18 protein-coding genes are annotated in these 18,381 nt (G+C 63.7%); 11 read left to right on the plus strand and 7 right to left on the minus strand.

Annotated features, from left to right (window positions below; genetic code table 11):
• Window positions 1-303 precede the first annotated feature (303 nt).
• From ABD243_RS00630 to ABD243_RS00660, 7 genes are all read right to left on the minus strand, one after another.
• Window positions 304-681: a ParB family protein gene (locus ABD243_RS00630; protein WP_344360886.1), complete on the minus strand. Its 378-nt coding sequence runs from the start codon at window positions 679-681 to the stop codon at window positions 304-306.
• Window positions 678-1,601: a ParA family protein gene (locus ABD243_RS00635; RefSeq protein ID WP_344360888.1), complete on the minus strand. Its 924-nt coding sequence runs from the start codon at window positions 1,599-1,601 to the stop codon at window positions 678-680. The genes ABD243_RS00630 and ABD243_RS00635 overlap by 4 nt, the downstream gene beginning before the upstream one ends.
• Window positions 1,602-2,139: 538 nt before the next feature.
• Entirely contained in the window at window positions 2,140-3,873 is a 1,734-nt protein-coding gene (locus tag ABD243_RS00640; RefSeq protein WP_344360891.1) for a hypothetical protein, read from the minus strand.
• Between the two features lie 257 nt (window positions 3,874-4,130).
• The gene (locus ABD243_RS00645) at window positions 4,131-4,334 is read right to left on the minus strand and encodes a hypothetical protein (RefSeq protein ID WP_243182081.1); all 204 of its coding nucleotides are present in this window, start codon (window positions 4,332-4,334) and stop codon (window positions 4,131-4,133) included.
• Between the two features lie 240 nt (window positions 4,335-4,574).
• A complete protein-coding gene (locus tag ABD243_RS00650; protein ID WP_344360895.1) occupies window positions 4,575-4,883 on the minus strand; it encodes a hypothetical protein in 309 nt (102 codons plus the stop codon).
• Between the two features lie 12 nt (window positions 4,884-4,895).
• On the minus strand, window positions 4,896-5,660 hold the full coding sequence (locus tag ABD243_RS00655) for a hypothetical protein (protein WP_344360897.1): 765 nt from the start codon (window positions 5,658-5,660) through the stop codon (window positions 4,896-4,898).
• Window positions 5,657-6,325, minus strand: coding sequence for a hypothetical protein (locus ABD243_RS00660; protein ID WP_344360898.1), 669 nt, complete (start codon window positions 6,323-6,325; stop codon window positions 5,657-5,659). Before ABD243_RS00660 ends, ABD243_RS00655 begins: the two co-directional genes overlap by 4 nt.
• 313 nt (window positions 6,326-6,638) lie before the next feature.
• Here ABD243_RS00660 and ABD243_RS00665 point away from each other — a divergent pair, with 313 nt between their 5' ends.
• The 11 genes from ABD243_RS00665 to ABD243_RS00715 are packed head-to-tail and all read left to right on the plus strand — an operon-like array spanning window position 6,639 to window position 18,013.
• Window positions 6,639-7,670, plus strand: coding sequence for a CHAP domain-containing protein (locus tag ABD243_RS00665; RefSeq protein ID WP_344360920.1), 1,032 nt, complete (start codon window positions 6,639-6,641; stop codon window positions 7,668-7,670).
• Window positions 7,667-8,182, plus strand: a complete 516-nt coding sequence (locus ABD243_RS00670) for a hypothetical protein (RefSeq protein WP_344360900.1) — start codon at window positions 7,667-7,669, stop codon at window positions 8,180-8,182. Before ABD243_RS00665 ends, ABD243_RS00670 begins: the two co-directional genes overlap by 4 nt.
• Window positions 8,183-8,223: 41 nt before the next feature.
• Entirely contained in the window at window positions 8,224-9,699 is a 1,476-nt protein-coding gene (locus ABD243_RS00675; protein ID WP_344360903.1) for a chromosome partitioning protein ParA, read from the plus strand.
• A gap of 33 nt (window positions 9,700-9,732) precedes the next feature.
• Window positions 9,733-10,347: a DUF6668 family protein gene (locus ABD243_RS00680; protein WP_344360905.1), complete on the plus strand. Its 615-nt coding sequence runs from the start codon at window positions 9,733-9,735 to the stop codon at window positions 10,345-10,347.
• An 11-nt stretch (window positions 10,348-10,358) separates the two neighbouring features.
• Window positions 10,359-10,628 carry an integral membrane protein gene (locus tag ABD243_RS00685; RefSeq protein WP_028275338.1) on the plus strand — a complete coding sequence of 90 codons (270 nt, stop codon included), beginning with the start codon at window positions 10,359-10,361 and terminating at the stop codon, window positions 10,626-10,628.
• Between the two features lie 27 nt (window positions 10,629-10,655).
• Window positions 10,656-11,405, plus strand: coding sequence for a DUF8175 domain-containg protein (locus tag ABD243_RS00690; RefSeq protein ID WP_344360908.1), 750 nt, complete (start codon window positions 10,656-10,658; stop codon window positions 11,403-11,405).
• Window position 11,406: 1 nt separating this feature from the next.
• Window positions 11,407-12,705: a TrbL/VirB6 family protein gene (locus ABD243_RS00695; RefSeq protein WP_344360910.1), complete on the plus strand. Its 1,299-nt coding sequence runs from the start codon at window positions 11,407-11,409 to the stop codon at window positions 12,703-12,705.
• Window positions 12,692-14,200: an SCO6880 family protein gene (locus tag ABD243_RS00700; RefSeq protein WP_344360912.1), complete on the plus strand. Its 1,509-nt coding sequence runs from the start codon at window positions 12,692-12,694 to the stop codon at window positions 14,198-14,200. Before ABD243_RS00695 ends, ABD243_RS00700 begins: the two co-directional genes overlap by 14 nt.
• Window positions 14,201-14,226: 26 nt before the next feature.
• Complete coding sequence (locus ABD243_RS00705) at window positions 14,227-15,792, plus strand: ATP/GTP-binding protein (RefSeq protein ID WP_344360914.1); 1,566 nt, start codon at window positions 14,227-14,229, stop codon at window positions 15,790-15,792.
• Window positions 15,789-17,558 carry a type IV secretory system conjugative DNA transfer family protein gene (locus ABD243_RS00710; protein ID WP_344360916.1) on the plus strand — a complete coding sequence of 590 codons (1,770 nt, stop codon included), beginning with the start codon at window positions 15,789-15,791 and terminating at the stop codon, window positions 17,556-17,558. The genes ABD243_RS00705 and ABD243_RS00710 overlap by 4 nt, the downstream gene beginning before the upstream one ends.
• An 11-nt stretch (window positions 17,559-17,569) precedes the next feature.
• A complete protein-coding gene (locus ABD243_RS00715) occupies window positions 17,570-18,013 on the plus strand; it encodes a DUF4913 domain-containing protein (RefSeq protein ID WP_344360918.1) in 444 nt (147 codons plus the stop codon).
• The last annotated feature ends 368 nt before the right edge of the window (window positions 18,014-18,381 follow it).

Genomic DNA, 18,381 nt, shown 5'->3' on the forward strand with positions numbered 1-18,381 from the left:
CCTCACTATTCTCTTAATCCCGAACAATTTGCCGTTTTGAGACTATCTGTTGTTGGACGGGTTTTGAGACAGCAAGAGTCCGTGTTGATCCCCGAGTTCCTCGGCATTTCTGACGCCACCTGAAAAACGACCCGGCCATCTCAGTAATGGATCGTTTGTGAGACTGAGAAGTGTGTCAAGGACGTAAGCATTTGGGCTCCGCGCACACCCAAGGCTGGCGCCCAGAGGCGGCGCCAGCTGTCGGGCGGTCCTTGCCGCCACTACCCTACTTTGACGGCATTACTGTCAAAGACTGCATTGCGATCAAAGCTGAATCTTTCGACCTGGAGCCAATTTCCTTGCCCCTCCCTGGAACTTTTCCCCCTCGTTATAGAGACGTTCGCGTCGTTCCACTTCCATGAGGACAGCCCGCGAGATGAAGTCGGACCAGCTTCGATCCATTTCCTGCCCGCTGGTTCCGGTGTAGGCCGCTTTGGCGCGCTTGAGGTCATCCGCCGCCATGTAGAACGTGACTTGTTTCGACGCAGTGTCAGGCAGGGGTGCGGCAGCCGGAGACGTGCCCGTTGAGTCGCCCTCCGTTGCCCCTGAGCTCCTGTTTGCCTTCACCAGGTTCTGGACGGAGAGGTTGTCAGGCCGCCGCCGGGGCGGCACGCCGATGGGCTTGCGGTTGCTTTCAGTCATGATGCGTTCCTCTCCTCGGCTGCTTCCAGACGGGCAACAAGTTCATGGGCTATCTGGTAAAGGTCTTCAGCGACATTGGCGGCAGACCGCGGCTGGCTCTGGCCAGCTTCGGCTGTTCCCTTCAGCACTTCGTACCATTTGGGGGCGGCCTTGACCTGTTCTTCGAGTTCGTGGACCAGCAGTCCCCTATCGCGGGCCGCCTGTGCCGGCGCTTCTGCGTGACGCACCATTCCGTTGAAGAGGACGTCATCGGTTCCAAAGGTCTCCGTGATGGCTTCGCGCGTCGTCCGGTGAACATTGGTTGCTGTGGACGATGTGGCGGTGATGATCACACCGAGAAGGTCGAGGTTCGGATTGACGTCGATTACTGTGTCCAAGCGTTTGGCGACTCCAATGAGTCCTTCGCGGCCAGCTTTGTCCGTCTTTGTTGGCACGACCACATACGAGGCTGCACCCAGAGCCGCGACTTGCAGAGGCTCGTTGCCGGGCGGGCAATCGATGAAGATGATGTCGTAGTTGGCAGCGATCGGCGCGAGTGACCGGGCAAGGGCCAATTTCGCCTTGCTGCCGTCTTTACTCCCCTGCGCAATCAGACCCGCTGCCGCCTGGTCGAGCTCGGCCCCTCCGGGAATCACATCGAGGTTGGGTCGGACGTCCTTCAGCGGCGACAGCAGCGACCCAAACATAAGACTCTGCGCGAGGGCGCTGCCATCGTCGTCACGGGCGCCGTGCCTGTAACCAAGGTCGAGTCCAAGGTTCCCCTGTGGGTCCATGTCTACAAGCAGGACCTTCCACCCAGATGTTGCAAGCAGGGCACCGACGTTTGCAGTCAGTGTCGTCTTGAGTACGCCTCCCTTGCCGTTAACGAAGCCGCAGATTCGGTCCATGCCTGTCCGGTCGAACGTTGTTGTCGCTGTCATGATCTCAACCTTACTGTCATTACTGTCTTAGACGTCTTTGATAGCAATCGTGTCAAAGACTTTTTTCAAGGCATTACTGTCTTTCCACCTATTAGTTGCTTTACGTTCAATACGGGCGTTACATGCAATGACTGCTTTACTGTCAATACCGTCATGCCTCCCCAGGTCTCAGGCAACTCGCCACAGCCTCCCACCCAATCCAGTTCGGTTTTGGAGGGAGGGATCCAGTAGAGGTCCGCTTCGGGGTCCTCCACTTCGTGTTCTGCAAATTGGGGTACGAGCCCAGCCAAGCGTGCCATGCTGCGTTGCTTTCGATGGCGGCTGATCTGTTCTGCGGCGTCGTCAAGTGCTCTGAGCCGGCCGGCTGTGCGGATGAGTCCTGTGGATCGGACGATGGATGCTGTGGTGGGGGAGGGGCATGTCAAAGACTTTTTTAAAGTCAATACTGTCTTTCCACCTATTAGTTGCTTTACGTTCAATACTGGCATTACATGCAATGACTGCTCTACTGTCAATGCGATCACGCCTTTCCCAGGTCTCAGGCCACTCGCCACAGTGTCCCCACCCAATCCAGTTCGGTTTCCGAGGGAGGGATCCAGTAGAGGTCCGCTTCGGGGTCCTCCACCTCGTGTTCTGCAAGTTCGGGTACGAGGTTCCTGTCCAGCCATGCATGCCAAGCTGCGCGTTGCTTTCGATGGCGGCTGATCTGTTCTGCGGCGTCGTCAAGTGCTCCGAGCCGGCGGGCCAGCGCTGTCAGGCTGGTTCCGGCGGTGATTGTCCATTGCCCGTGCCGGCGTTCGATCATGTTGTAGCTGTACATGGTACCCAGAGCCTTTTCTACGGCTGTACGGCTGAGTCCTGTGGACCGGACGATGGCTGCTGTGGAGGGGGAGAGACGCCCGCGTTCGATAGATTCGTAGACGAGGGCGGCAACGTCGCCCAGGGCGCGGAATACGGGGCGGATGCCGTGGATTTTTCCGCTTCGCCAGGAGAGTTCCCGTGCGAGTTGTTCAAAGTGCGGTGGGAGTTGGATCACGTAGGTGTCGGCGTTGCGGCCACGAGCATCAGCAATTTTGGTCAGGATGCCGTCGGAGGCTTGCTGGAGCACCGGGAGGAGTCTTGAGATAGTGCCATGGTGTTTGCCCAGTGCAGTCGCAAAGGTACGGCACCCGACATCCAGCAAATCGGTCTCCATGGTCCGCATGTAACCAAGTACGGCCCGGAGCAACAGGCGCAGACTCAGGCCCTCGCGACCACGCTCTTTTAGTCTGTGGTCCAGCACCGCATAAAGGACATTTTCAAGATCATTCACGAGCTGGTGCGCGGCAGCTTTGCTGCTGGTTCTGTTGGCCCCCCCTGTGGGTTCTGGGGGGCTTGTGTCGTTAATACGGGTAGTCCTTCTACCCGTTGGCAGGGTTCCCCGATTTTCGACCCAGCGGCAGGCCTCGGCCCACTCTGCGTCGATGAGACGCTCCTGCCGGTCGGTGGTCGTGTAGAGGGCCGCGAGGCCCGGGAACTGACCGCCCAGCTCGAGGCGGACCTGTTCCAGGGTCCAGCCGCAGGCGGCGAAGTGGTTCAGGACCGCCATGCGGGCCTCTGACGGGGTGGCGTACTTGGCGGTGTCGTACAGGCCTGTACGGGCCAGCACACGCAAGGGGGACTGGCTCCCGGCGAAGGGAAGGGGGCGAATACCGTGAGCCGTCGTGGTGGCGATCATCTTGGCGGTGCGGTCTTTGAGCTCGCGGGCGCGTCTTATTTCCGGCGCCAGTGCCAGCCGGAGCGCGGCGACAGCGCTGGCGGGATTACGGCGGCGCAGAATGTCGTAGGCAGTGGTTAGGGGAGTGGTCAGGATCTGATGGCCACCGGATTTATGCGCGGAACCAGGAACCCGGATACAGCCGTCGGTGACGTTCTGGTGCGGACTGGGATCGAGACTCGGAGCCATGAGGGTCATGGCTCCGACGAGCTCCCGGGCTTCAGGGCCGCTCATACGTTCCGCGAGCGGGATGTAGAGATGGCGTCCGCCGCTGGGGGAGTGGTCCGCGACGTAGCGAATACCACAGCTCTCCAAGAGTGTCCCGAGGCGTTGCGCGTCGTCATCGACGACGCCCTTCAGCGCTTTGGAGGTGTCCAGGTCAAGGCAGAGCGTAGCCACAGAACCGTCTGCACCGTGGATGAGAACAGCCGCCGGCCGTGTCGGCAACGCCGCAGTGATCCGGGGCGGGTTCTGCGGCCGTGGATACTGGAAGCGGCCCCCGATCCAGCGTCCCAAGCGGTAAGTAGGCGCGCCGGCGATCAATGGGGCAAGAGCCCATGCCGCATCAGGCGTGACTTGACGCGCCGTGTGCGGTGCGTCAGTTGTTGACGACACGGCCGCTGCAGGTACCATAGACAACAGCTAGTCCCTTCGGGGTATAGCAAATGGAGCCCCCCTCACGGGGAGCTTGATAAGTTCAGATCGCTGATCCGCCAAGATGTGGATCTGAACGTCATACTTTTTGAAGGCCCGCGAAAGCGGGCCTTCAGTTTTTAACTGGCCTTAGCGATAGGCAGGGCCTCCTGGCCAGAGATGCTGTCGAAGTCGATGGTCTTTAGGAAATCGATCACCAGGCGAGCAACAACATCGCTCTTGGAATCGCCCGTAATGTCCGAGAAGGCTTGCAGCTTCTGAGCATCAGCAGCCTGCATCCGCACGGTGATGTTCCGGCGGTCTCCCTTGAAGGGCTGTGGCATGGTGTCCTCATTCCTTAGTTTTCCATGGACATTCTCCATGGAACCGGAATCAGGTTCCCTTAAGTGGGATGTCGCTGCCGTGTCGCACCAATCTCCACGAGGTCGTTCCCGCAGGTCGACTCCGCTATTCCCGTGCGGCTCCGGGTTCGCGGCTGGATCGCAAGACGTTGCTAGTGACATGGTTCCAATATGTCACAAAATCAAGAATTTTTATTTATGGTGCAATCTGCGGCTTCGAGGTTAGCGGTTCCAAGCCCGCCGAACGACGGCTTCGACGTCAGCAGCAGCCGCAGGTGAGCCACCGCCGGCGTTCAAGGTGCCACGGAACAGGTTCCTGGTTGCGAGGAGTGATCGGAAGTACTGTCCTCGGCGGTCGATTCGTCGTGCCTGCACGCCAAGAAATCTAGCTGCTTCCCGTCGCTTCATCCCGGAGGCGATGCAAATTTTCACTGCTTCGAAGATGACCCTGTAGGCGGCTTCGTGTTCTTTGTTGACCTCGGCGAGAACGCAATTGACGGCTAGTTGGGCGTCTTTCGGCGTGGAGTTCATGAGGCAGCCTTTCTAGTCGATCGAGAGAAGCGAGCCAAGCTCGGTCTGCGGGATGCGGTTTTTCCGGGCATACGCGAAGAGTGCCAGGCCTATCACCACGAAGGCCGTGGAGATGTAGGAAACAATCATGAACATGTAGGTAACGTCCCCCGTGGCGCCCAGTTCGACCGGGTACGTGAATGCGCGGATCAGAGAGAGGGCAAAGCCGCCCGCAATAAGCCCAGACGCGAGCCGGCCGGCTCTAAGGGGATTCCTGCGTGAGTCCTTGTATGCGGGGCTGATGAGGGGGGCAACGATGTAGGCGACGTAGGCCAGCACGAGCCATGTATTCAGGCGCACGCTCGGCTGCCCAGCGTAATCCAGGAGCTGTGGTGACGGGTTCGGGGCTTCGGTCGCCAGAAGAGTCCCAAGCAGGCCTGTGGCGACGATTCCCAGCACGGCCGCCCCGGGCGCCCCGACAGTCCACCTGCGCGCAAGCGGTGAGTCGTAGGCAACGCTGAGGTGCCCGCCCAAGAACGCGACGGCCACGAGGGCAAAGTATTTGGAGATCAGGTCGGTGCCATTGGTCAGAGGCATGAGCGACTCCACGCCCATGTAGACCGGGGGCAGGAGCAACAGATAAGCAAGGGTCAGGAAGATGCCCGACAGGGCGATGCTGCTGGCTTTTCCCTGCAGTGCGTGCTGGTGTCCCAGCACCGGTGTATTGATGCGTTTGAACGTCAGGCTGCCCAGGAGAATGAGCATCAGGCTTACCGGGATGACGGTGAGCGGGTTCATCCCAGAAGTTCCGTCATCTTCTCCGCGTATTCGCGGGCCTCCTTGCGTTGCCTCACACGCCTCTGCAAGAGATGAATGCGGGCGGAAATGGCGTCCACTAAGACATCATCGGAAACTTCAAGCAGTTCGTCTTCGCGCGCCCGGATCTGCCACCCTCCCTCGGCCGGCGTGATCAATTCAGTCACAACAAGTCCGGACGCGTACGAGCCTCCACCGGCCCGGGACGCCGCAATCGCCAAATGAGGATTCAACTTATTTTCAGTGAGCTGTGTGGCGATATAAGTAAGCGCCATGCCCGTTTCCTCTGACATCCTCTGACGGATGTCCCCCGGGTCGATGGCATCGATCCAGGCCCGAACAGAGCCGTCATGAGGGAAGGCAATGAGGTCGATTCCCTTGCGCATCTCACGGGGATAGTGCCTTCGGGAGGTACGGAACTGCAGCTCGGCCATGAGATCGGCGTGATGGACCTGGCTCAAAACCTCTGCCGAAGAGGGCTCAAGGGGCCGGGACTTAATGATCCGGTACGGACTGAAGACGCTGAGCGCATCGATGACGTTCGTGCCGGTAGCTCTTGCAACGGCAATCACCGTGGACTCCGCAACATTTCCACGCCTGAGCTGATTGTTCAGGGTGCCCCGATTTATACCGGTCAGCGTGCTCAACGCAGTAGGTGACGGGCTGACGGCGCTCCCCTCTAACCACTCCCTAAATTCGGCGGCTGAGACAGGCACGGACACTCCTTAGACAAAGGGCATAGACAAGCACGGGCGATCAATACCTGCTAGGGTTGAACCAATAATTAAACTTTTCTCGATAGATCAAATCTTGGTTGAATCCATCGTATCTTCTGCACCGAGTTTAGCCGGGGCCCACCTACGAGACATGACCGCTAGGCAACACAGCACAGAAGCACAGGGGGAAGCCGTGAAGCCGTCCACGAGGCTCAGCACCGGAGCCGCCGTCGCGGCACCCGTGATGATGCTCGGCCTGGTTTTCTCCATGCTCCTGCTGTTGGCCCCCGCGAAACCTGCTGTGGCTGACTGCGGCCCGGCTGTTTCCGTCGTCATCGACGGCAGCACCAAGGTCGACGGCTATACCCAAGAACAGCTCAAGAACGCCGCCGCCATCATCGGTGCCGGCAAGACGCTGCACCTATCGGCCAAGGGCCAGATGATCAGCGTCATGGTTGCTCTGGGGGAGTCAGGGTTGCGCGTACTGGACAACGGCGATGGTGCGGGCCCGGACTCTCGGGGGTTGTTCCAGCAGCGCGCCAACGGCGCGTGGGGCTCCTACGCGGACCGCATGGACCCCACCACCAGTGCAACGAACTTCGTCAAGGCCCTGCAGGGCGTGGCCGGCTGGGAGCTGCTGGAACCGACCCTTGCCGGTAACAAGGTCCAGCGCAACGCCGACCCGTACCACTACCAGAAGTACTGGCCCGAGGCCGTCAAACTCGTCCAGGCGCTCTCCAATGCGAAGTTCTCGCTGCAGGGCAGCGACTGCGCCATCCCCGGACAGACCGGCGCGGGGGACGACTACCCGTGGAAGAACTCCCCGACCTGGTTGCAGACCGGAGCGAACACAGCCAGCACCTCACCGCTGGGTATGTACTACCGCGAGTGTGTGGACTTCGCCCTGTGGCGGGTGAACCAGCAGATGGGTTCAACCAGCGCCCCATTCAAGTTCCTCAACGGCACCTTCCGCCCGGACAGGCAGGGCCTCGGCTCGGCCCTGACCTGGAAGGCCGGCTGGGACGCCAAAGGCTGGCCCACCGGCGGCACACCACGGGTCGGTGCCATCGTCTGGTATGCGCCCGGTGCCGGGGGAGCGGACCCGAACTTCGGGCACGTCGCGGTGGTCAAGGAAGTCAAGGACAACGGGACTTACGTCGAAGAGGGCTACAACGGCAACCCTGCCCCGGCGGACCACAGCTACTACACCCGGGCAGTGGCCAACACCGTCCCCTCAGCTTTCCTGTACCTGCCCACTCAAGAGGAGAAGAAGTGAAAAAGCCCTTGACCCTGCTCGCCGTGGCGCTGCTCTGCGTGTCCTGCACACCGGTGGCGAACACGACGACGGCACCGGCGGCATCTACCAGCAAGCCCACAGCGGCCGCGCCGGTCTCCCTGAGCGCCAACAGCGGCCCCCAGGCGCCCGGGGGCACCGTCCCGGCCACGATCGGCATCACCTGGGACCTGACCAGCAAGGACAAAGCGGTGGAAGTCGCCGGGAAGGCAATGGCGGACTTCGCCCGCCCCACGGTGGAGGACAAGCAGTGGGCCAATGACCTGGCCCGCTGGCTGACCCCGCAGGCCACCGCTGACTACTCGGCAGTGGACCCGTCCAACATTCCGGTCAGCCGCGTCACCGGCCCCGCCACCCTGAGCGTCGATGACGCCAACGGCTTCGGCGTCATGGCAGCGGTCCCCACCAATGCAGGGACCTACACGGTGCAGTTGCTCCGCACGGGCAGGGACGCCCCGTGGAAGGTCAACCGTCTCACCCCGCCCTCGTCCTAAGCGCCGCACCGCTGAATCTCACACACGTAAGGAAGAAGCTCATGGGTACTACACCAACCGAAGTCATGGCCTTTCCCAACATCCGGGCCATCGTCCGCGACAACGGCACCGCCGAGGTCGTCGTCGCGGGCAACTCCCGCGTCGTCCCTGCCGGAGACTCCGTTCAGGAACTGCGCAACAACGCCCTGGCCCTCATCGTGGGCGAGGCACAGACCCTCCAGCGCCCCGTGCGGGTCCGGATCGAGGACCCCGAAGGCCACGGTGAGCTCATCGTCCACCCGGATAACAAGATCGAATCCGTCTCCTACGACCCCCGGCAGACCCGCCGCCGGACAGAAGCCCCCGAAACCACACCCAAGGCAGTCGCCCCGGCGATCATAGAGACCGTCCCCGCACCGGCGGCCGCGGCCACTCCAGCAGAATCCGCGCCAGTTCCTGCTCCTGCAGCACCGATGGACGCCCAGCCGTGGCCACCCGCCCCCGTCGCAGCCGATCCGGTTCCGGTGCCGGCCAACCCGGAACCGCAGCCGGCCGCCGCCGTTACTGAAGAAACGGCGCCGACGCGGCGCAGCTTGAAAGAAACCTCGTTCCTGGTCAGCGCCCCGGTGCTGGAACCGGCCACCCAGGGCTGGCGGGGAACACTCACCCGCCTGGGACTGCGGATGGACCCCTCGGAGGAAGAACTCTCCGAACGGGAGGACATTCGCACGGTCAGCCAGCACTGGCCCGGCCCCCGGACGATTGCGGTGGTGAACCGCAAGGGTGGGGCGAACAAGACACCGACGGTGGTGATGCTCTCGGCCATCCTTGCCCGCTACAGCGGGGCCGCCACGGTCGCGTGGGATAACAACGAGTCCCAGGGCACCCTCGGCTGGCGGACAGAAAAGGGCTCCCACGACCGCAGCGTCCTGGACCTGATCGACGCATCCACCGAACTGCTCTCCCCGTCAACGAACGCCGCCGAAATCGCCAAGTTCGTCCACCACCAGACCGCCGACAAGTTCGATGTCCTGCGCTCGGATGAAAACGAAGAAGGCGACCACGAAGTCACCGCCGAGGAAGTCGACATCGCCCACCAGGTCCTCACCCGGTACTACCGGCTCGTGGTCATGGATTCGGGCAACACCGCCCGGGCAGCGAACTGGCGCCGAATGATCGACCACACCAACCAGCTCGTCGTCCCCGTCACCGCCATCGAGGACCGCGCCGAAGCCGCACGCCTGACCCTGCAGACCCTGGAATCCCGTGGCGGCCACGACGCCGAGCTGGCCCGCAACGCCGTAGTCATCGTCTCCGAATCCACCGACGCCAAACGCAGCATGAGCGGGGATGCGCTGAAGCGGGCCAAGGACGAAGCGCAGCGGATCGCTGACGGCTTCGCACCGTTCGTCCGGGCGGTTGTCCGGATTCCGTACGATCCGGCCCTGGTCAACGGGCCCATCCGCTATGAAGCCCTACAGCCCGCCACACAGCGGGCATGGCTCGCGGCCGCGGCCGCCGTCGCCGCCGGCTTCTGAACCACTCACCAACGGACTTTGGAAGGAGGAACCATGCAACAGACATTGAACCCCTGGATCACCAGCCCGGTCCCCGCCGACGGCGCGGACACGGCGTCCTCTTATGTCTATGTGCCGCCGGCGGCCGTGATCTGTGCGCCGCTGAGGGGAGTGGTCGAACCGGACGCCGCAGACCGTCTGGCCCGCCGCACGGTCTCAGGTTCTGCAGCGCTGTGGGTCACCGGCGCCCACGGTGGATCCGGTGAAAGCCGCATCGCTGACCTTCTCGAAGGGGCACGCGTCACCGATCACTGCTGGCCTGTTCTCCAGGACGGCAGCAAGCCGCGGGTGCTGCTGGCCTGCCGTGCAGATATGCGCGGCCTGACAGCGGCTCGGAGCGCACTGACCCAGTGGGCATCAGGCGCGGCACCCGAGCTTGATCTGCTCGGCCTCGCCGTCCTGGCGGACGCCCCGGGGAAGACTCCCAAACCCTTGCGGGACTTCGCCGCCATCGTCGGCGGGGGAGCACCGCGGCTCTGGATCCTGCCCTGGGTCGAGGCCTGGCGGCACGGGGACGCCACAACGCCGCCGCCGGGCCGCGAATACGAACGCTTCATCACTGACTTGGCCGCCCTGTCTACCGACACAACACCCAGCACCACCCACTGAAAGGTCTCACCATGAACCCCTTCGCTGTACTTGACGGAAGCGTTATCCCCAACCCCACCCCGGTCGTCCCGGCACAGGCAGGCGGCCTGCTCACGATCCTGAACTGGGCCTCCGGCATCGGCCTGGTCCTCGGCGTCCTGGGCGTGATCATCGTCGGCATCGGCATGGTGATCCAGCTCCAGCGCGGCGAAGGAGCCCAAGCCATCGGCAAGCTCGGCTGGGTCCTGATGGGCTGCATCATCATCACCGGCGCCTCGGGCATCGTCCGCGCCTTCGTCTAAGCCAGCACTATCAACGGGAGGTTCAGCATGAGCCAGTCAACAGAGAGCACCACCGAAAGCAATCCGTTCACCAAACCCGGTTTCATCATTGCTGCCGCGCTGGTGGTCGCGCTGATTGCAGCAGCCGTCGTCATCTTTCTGCTCCCCAAAGGACAGGAGAACGCACAACCGGCCCCCGGGACGGCGGAGCCCACCAGCTCAGCCACAACGAGCCCCACCGCCCACGCTGCCGCTGACAAAAGCGTCTGCGGACTGCCCCCAAGCACGGAAACGGCGCTGGGGGCAGCGCCTAAATCCAAGTGGGAACTTGTAGGAAAAATGGCGGCACCCACCGAGCCCAAGACCTTCGGTCCGGGCGTGACAGACGGAGACGGCTTCAGATCATGCTTCGCGAAGTCCCCAACCGGCGCCCTATATGCGGCCGCCAACATCTTGGCTATGGGCTCCTCTGGAGATCCTGTCCTCAATCGGAAAGCAACAGACAAGCTCTTGATGCCCGGGCCGGGCCGGGATATCGCCAGGGCAGACTCCTCGTCAAAGTCCACGTCGAACACAACCGTTCAATTTCGCGGCTTCGTAATCAAGAGTTACTCACCTTCCGCAGCAAACGTTGACATCGCCTTTCAGACCGACAAAGGGATGCTTGGGCACGCGGTCCTTCCTTTGCAATGGGCCGATGGGGACTGGAAACTGGCAATTGCCGATTCCGGTCAATTGATCAACGAAATAGCCCAGCTTCGAGACCTGGGCGGCTTCATCGCCTGGTCGGGAGCCTGACGTGGCAGAAAAAGCATGTGGACCCATTGATGCCGGATGTGCAGTCGGGAACTGGGTCTCAGGGCTCGCCGATGACGCCATGGGCAACATGGCGAAGGCCATCATGGAGGGCATGAGCCAGATGGTGACGACTCTGTCGACTTTCTGGGTGTCCATGCCCGCCGTGAACCTGGCCAGCGAGGACGGAACGACGCCAAGCCCCATCGTCTCCATGGTGAACAGCGAATTGATGGTCTGGACTCTGACGCTTGCGGTCCTCGCCGTCATTCTCGGCGGTATCCGGATGATCTGGGAACAGCGCGGAGCACCGCTAAAGGAGCTACTGCGGTCCCTCGTCACGCTCACACTTGTCAGTGGCTTGGGCCTGGGCGTCATCTCGATTCTGGTAGTCGCCGCGGATGCTTTCTCTGCCGCCATCATTGAGCGTTCCACGGACGGAAAGGGCTTTGCTGAGTCGATGAACCTCCTGATCGTGTCCGGCCAGACGGGGGTGGGCGTTTTCATCCTTATCGTTCTGGGATTGATCGGTCTGATTGCCTCCCTCGTCCAGGTCGTTTTGATGGTGGTCCGCAGCGGCATGTTGGTGATCCTGGCGGGCATCCTGCCCACCACGGCAGCTTTCACGAACACGGAGATGGGGAGGCAGTGGTTCCAGAAGGCAGTTGGCTGGACCATCGCGTTCATCCTCTACAAACCAGCTGCGGCCATCGTCTACTCAGTCGCATTCCTGCTCATGGGGCACAACAGCGGGAAGGACGGCCTGATCGGGTCCATCACTGGATTCACGTTGATGGTTGTGGCCCTCTTCGCTTTGCCGGCGCTGATGCGCTTCGTGACGCCGATGGTCGGTGCCGTCGCCTCCGGCGGGGGAGCGGGGGCCGGAGCTGCCGTGGGGGCCATGGCCACAGGCGCGGTGTCCATGGGCCGCAGCGGGAGCGGTAGGGGCAACGCCGCCCCGACCCCGGCGAGTACACAAAGCAACCAGTCAGGCGCATCTCCGAAGGGCAGCAACGGAACGCCTGGCCCGAAGGGGAGCGGAGGCCAGCCGACACCCGGGGCTACCGGTCCGGGTGGGGCAGCCGGCGCCGCAACCGCGGGGACAGCAGGCAGCACCGGGGCGGGAGCTGCCGCCGGCAGCGGCGGCGCCGTGTCGGGTGCGGCGTCAGCTGCAGGTCCGGCTGGCATGGCAGTCGCTGTCGGAGCACAAGCAGCCTCCAGGATTTCCCGGGCCGCACACCAGACCGCGCAGGATTCAACCGGCCAATCAGAAACAGCGGAGGGCCCCAGTGGCAGCCATTAATACCGAATACAAGGAACCGTCCTACGGCAACTGGCGCGTCCCGCGCTCTGCCGGGCTGGGGAACCTCGGAGCTATCGGCACCGGCATTGTCATGGCCGGGTTGTTGCTGGGGATCATCAGCTTCGCGTTTCTTGGCCTGTTCCCGGGCCTTGCTGTCCTGGCCGTGGCCGGGGCGGCCGCCCTGTTGCTGACGGTCAAGGACAAGCACGGCCAGTCCGTTGTTGACCGGTTCGGAACACGGATGAGCTTCCGGCTCTCCCGGTCCTCCGGAACGAATCTCTACCGTTCGGGCCCCCTCGGTGTGACGGAGTGGGGCATGTACCAACTCCCCGGCCTCGCCGCGAAGTCCACCCTGTACGAATTCACCGACTCCTACAAGCGCCCGTTCGCGCTGCTGCATGTGCCTTCCACCAGCCACTACACCGTGATTTTCTCCACCGAACCCGACGGTGCGTCCCTGGTGGACCCGGAACAGGTCGATGCGTGGGTGGCGAACTGGGGCGGCTGGCTCGCCGGCCTCGGAGACGAAGCGGGCCTGGACGCCGCCGCCGTGACGGTCGAGACCGCACCGGATTCGGGGTACCGGCTCCGCAATGAAGTCATCATGAACATCGACCCGAACGCCCCGGATTTTGCCAGGAACGTGCTCAACGAAGTCATCGACACGTATCCGGAAGGTTCGGCCACGGTCCGGGCCTGGGTGTCCCTGTCCTTTAATGCCTCCCTCCGCAGTGGGGCGAAGAAGCGCACACCGGAGGACGTGGCCCGTGACCTCGCGTCCCGGATCCCCGGGCTGTCGGCACGGTTGCAGTCCACCGGCGCCGGGATTGCCCGTCCGATGTCCGCGCAGGAGCTCTGCGAGGTCGTCCGGATCGCCTACGATCCGCCCGCTGCCCTGATCATCGATCAAGCGCACGCCGCCGGCTCCCCGGTGTCCCTGACCTGGGGCGAAGTCGGCCCCTCCGCGACGCAGGCGGGCTGGGATGACTACCGGCACGACAGCGCGTTCTCTGCCTCCTGGACCATGACCGGTGCCCCGCGGGGATCGGTGAACTCCTCGGTCCTGTCCCGGCTGCTGGCCCCGCACGGGGACATTGACCGGAAGAGGATCTCGCTGCTGTACCGGCCGATGGATTCGGCCCGTGCCGCCGCCGTGGTGGAGCGGGACCAGAACAACGCCAACGTCCGCATCACCTCCGGGACCCGGCCCTCCGCACGCGCCTTGGTCGATGCCCGCTCCGCTGTGCAGACGGCCCAGGAGGAAGCCCAGGGCGCCGGGCTGGTGAACTTCGGAATGGTCGTCACGGCCACCGTGACCGACAAGGAACGCCTCCCGGACGCTGCCGCGGCCGTGGAACAGACCTCGGGTACCGCCCGGGTGCTGCTGCGCCGGGCCTACGGTGCCCAGGACACCGCGTTCGCCGCGTCCCTGCCCCTGGGGCTGGTCCTTCCCAAGCACAGCCTCCTGCCCTCCGAAATCAAGGACGCCCTGTAATGGGCCGCATGAGGTTTTTGCCAGCAATGACGTCAAAGACAGTAAAGGAGTCGGCGGACGACGGCATGACAAAGCGTCCTGCCCGCGAAGCCGGCCCGGCTGCCCGGGGCTGGACCGGACGCGGCGGCGGGATGGCCGCCCTCGTCCCGTCCGTGACGGAATACCGGGGAACCACGGTCCAGGTCTGCGGGCTGTGGCCGTTTTCCTCCGGGGCGTCCTCGCCCATGATCGGCGTCCCGCTCGGACGCCATGAGGAAACCCAGGCCACGGTCTGCTGTGACCCGATCAGCTGGTTCCAGCGGGCACGCCTGATTTCCAACCCTTCCGCGTTCATCCTGGGCAAGCCGGGGCTGGGAAAGTCCACCGTGGTGCGCCGGATGTTCATCGGACTCTCCGCCCAGGGCGTCCACCCTCTGATCCTGGGGGACCTCAAAGGCGAGCACGTCAAAGCGGTCCAGGCGCTCGGCGGACAGGTCATCAGGCTCGGCCGGGGCGTCGGCTACCTGAACATCCTCGATCCCGGCCAGGCCGTCGAAGCGGCGCAGCTGCTCGAAGACAGCGGCCACCATGAGGACGCCGCCCGGGTCCGCGCCGACGCGCACGGCCGCCGCCTGACCATGGTTGTCTCCCTGATCACGATCAGCCGGAACAACCCGCCCACCGATCAGGAACAGACGATCCTGGACCGTGCCCTGCGGGTCCTCGATGACCGGTTCGACGGTGTCCCGGTCCTCAAGGACCTGTTGGACGTGATCGTCTCCGCCCCCGATGAGCTGCGCCAGGTTGCACTGGACCGCGGTGACATGGCCGTCTACCTGCAGGAAACCCGGGCCCTGGAGGCAACCCTGTTGGGCCTGACCGGAGGCGGGAAGCTGGGGGAAATCTTCTCCCGGCACACCACGAACCCCATGATGCGCGACCGCGCCGTGGTCTTCGATGTCTCCAGCATTGACGAGACCGAAACCGACCTCCAGGCAGCAATCCTGCTGGCGTGCTGGTCCTACGGGTTCGGCACCGTCAACGTCGCCAACGCCCTCGCGGACGCCGGGCTGGAACCGCGGCGGAACTACTTCGTGGTCCTGGACGAGCTGTGGCGGGCACTGCGCGCCGGTAAAGGCATGGTCGACCGGGTGGACGCCCTGACCCGGTTGAACCGCTCCGTGGGTGTCGGGCAGATCATGATTTCCCACACCATGTCCGACCTGCTGGCCCTGCCGGCGGAAGAAGACCGGATGAAGGCCCGCGGCTTCGTGGAACGCTCCGGCATGGTGATCTGCGGCGGCCTCCCGGCCTCCGAAATGCCGTTGCTGACCTCGGCCATTCCGCTGTCCCGGCAGGAGCAGCAGAAGCTCATCTCCTGGCAGGACCCGCCCGCCTGGGACTCCCGCGGCATCGACGTCGAACCTCCCGGACGCGGGAAGTTCCTCATCAAGGTCGGCGGCCGGCCCGGGATCCCCGTCCTGGTGGGCTTAACGTCCCTGGAGCAAGGCCCGGACGGGGTCAACGACACCGAACAAAAATGGCATGACGCCCCGGAAACCCTCCTCGAGCCAATGACCCCTGACGTACCGACTGAGGGAGGCACGTTGTGAGCGCACCGAACCGTAAAGGAATGGGCCTCGGCGATGCCTTGCTGGTCTGGTTCGCCATCGGTTTCATCGTGGTCTTCGGCGGAGGGACTTACGCGGCCGCCCACTTGGGATCCTGGATGGCCGGCATGAAAGCACCGCCCGCACAACCGATTGATCTGATCGCCGGGCTCATCAAGGGCCGGGTGCCCTGGCCCGTCCAGTCCACCGTCTCCGCCGCCCTCATGGCCGGCATGGTCCTGGCCCTGACCATCGTCGTGTTCGTAGCCTGGAAGAAGGGCGCGTCCAAGCGGGCCCGCGTCGATAAGGCCGCCCGGTACCTGGGGCGCGGGAAGTCCCTGGCAGCGTTCTCCGAGAAGGGCGCCCAGGCCACCGCGGAGCGGCTGGGCGTGACAGGCACCCCGGGCATCGTGGTCGGCAAGGTGGTCTCAACCGGGCAGACGTTTATTCAGTCCTGGGAAGACCTCAGCCTCGATATCTGGGGGCCCCGGACCGGTAAGTCCACCTCCCGGGTCATGCCCGCGATCCTGGACGCACCCGGCGCCGTGGTGTCCACCTCGAACAAGCGCGACGTCGTGGACGGCACCCGCGGGGTCCGCGAGGCCACCGGCCCTGTGTGGGTGTTTGATCCGCAGAAGATCGCCCAGGAGGAAGCGGACTGGTGGTGGAACCCGCTCTCCTACGTCACCGACGAAGAGAAGGCATACAAGCTCACCCAGCACTTCGCCGTCGGTTCACGGGTCCCGGGTTCCAAGCCGGATGCCTACTTCGACCCCAAAGCAGAAGACATCCTCTCCTCCTACTTCCTCGCGGCCGCCCTCGGCGGCCTGCCCATCACACAGGTCTATCTCTGGGTGACGGAGCAGGTCAGCCGGGAACCCATCGAAATCCTGAAAGAGCACGGCTACGAGCTGCAGTACAAGGGCCTGGAGTCCACGCTGAAGCTGGCCGACAAACAGCGCGACGGTATCTTCGGCACCGCCGAGAAGATGATCCAGTGCCTCAAGTCCAGGAACACGCTGCGCTGGGTCGCCCCGACAGGTGGCGCGAGGGTAGCCACGGACGCCCGGCGGCAGTTCAACCCGCACGCGTTCGCTGCCTCGCAGGAGACGATCTACATCCTCTCCAAGGAAGGGGCCGGCTCAGCCGCCCCGCTCACCACAGCCCTCACCGTGGCCATTGCCGAAGCCATGGAGGAACGGGCCGAACGCAGCGGCGGCCGCCTGCCCCTGCCTGCGCTGTTCGCCCTGGATGAGTTGGCCAACGTCGTCCGCTGGGCCGGCCTGCCGGACCAGTTCAGCCACTACGGCTCCAAGGGCCTGATCGTCATGGGCATCCTGCAGTCCTGGTCACAGGGCGTTGAACTGTGGGGTGAGGCGAACATGCGCAAGATCTGGTCTGCCGCGAACGTCAAGGTCTACGGCGGGGGCGTCGCCGAAGACGGCTTCCTCCGCGCCCTCTCGGACCTGATCGGTGACTACAGCTACACCAACGTCTCAGTCTCCTCCGGGAAGTCCGGCTCCAGCCGTTCCCGGCAGGAGGGCAAGGAGCGCATCTTCGACGTCTCCAACCTCGCCGAGCTGGATCGTGGCCGCGCCGTCGTCCTCGCTTCAGGTGCACCCGCCACCCTGGTCCGCACCATGCCCTGGTACGCCGGGCCCCACAAGGACGCCGTGGAGGCATCCATCAAGACCTACAGCCCCCGTCCCGAGGAACCGGCCGTAGCGGTGGCAGCTGAGCCGGCCGCTAACCCCTGGGTCACGACGTAGGAAGCTCTGGGATGACGAACGACATTGGACGATTCAGCACAGCGCCCGCCCCCGGCGAAACAGAGGCAGCTGCCGAGAGGCAGGCGGAAGAGCAGAAGCCACCTGAACTGGTCTACGGATCAGCCGAGGAGTTCCTGCACGAACAGCTGCTGCCCACCTACGTCCGCGACGTCGACGGCCGCACCGCCAAATGGTGCATCGAATGGTACTTCCACCCCGAAGCACTCTCCCGCGTGGAGGCGCTGTGGCGGGCCTGGGAACACCTCAGGCTGGACGGCGCCACCGGCATCAGTGTCTGGTGGCGCGACCATGCAGATCACCACATGAACGTGCTCCTGGACCCCCACGGCCCGTTCCACAAATGCGACATGCAAAAGCATAGGGACCCCGAACATTTGAAACCTCAGCGTGCACCGGCAGGCTGGTTTCCGGACGTCCGCCTGAAGCAGTCTTGAGTTCCATCCCCCTTACGGATGACCCCGCGATATCCGTCGCCTTGCAGGCCGAGGGTTGTAGAACATGTCCGTGAGACCGAATGTCCATTCGGATTTCCAAGGATTCGAGTGTCGCGCAACGTTGCCCTTTACGCGGAACGGATCTCGCGAAGACAGCCAACGTTGTGAGCCGGCCTGCGATTGTTACGAGGGAACACTGAAAGCCAGGGCCTCCCCGTTGCGAGCGTGGAGGCCCCGGCCGCTTGTGGTACTCCGGCCTTCCGCTGGACTAGACGACCCTTCTATGGCGTCGAGTCAAGCCATGAGTGTTTGGAGTTGGCGGAAGATCTGTCTGGCGATGAAGCGCTTGAGGCAGCGGCGGATTTCGC

Origin of the sequence: Arthrobacter humicola, from assembly GCF_039531445.1 — a bacterium.
Taxonomy (GTDB): domain Bacteria; phylum Actinomycetota; class Actinomycetes; order Actinomycetales; family Micrococcaceae; genus Arthrobacter; species Arthrobacter humicola.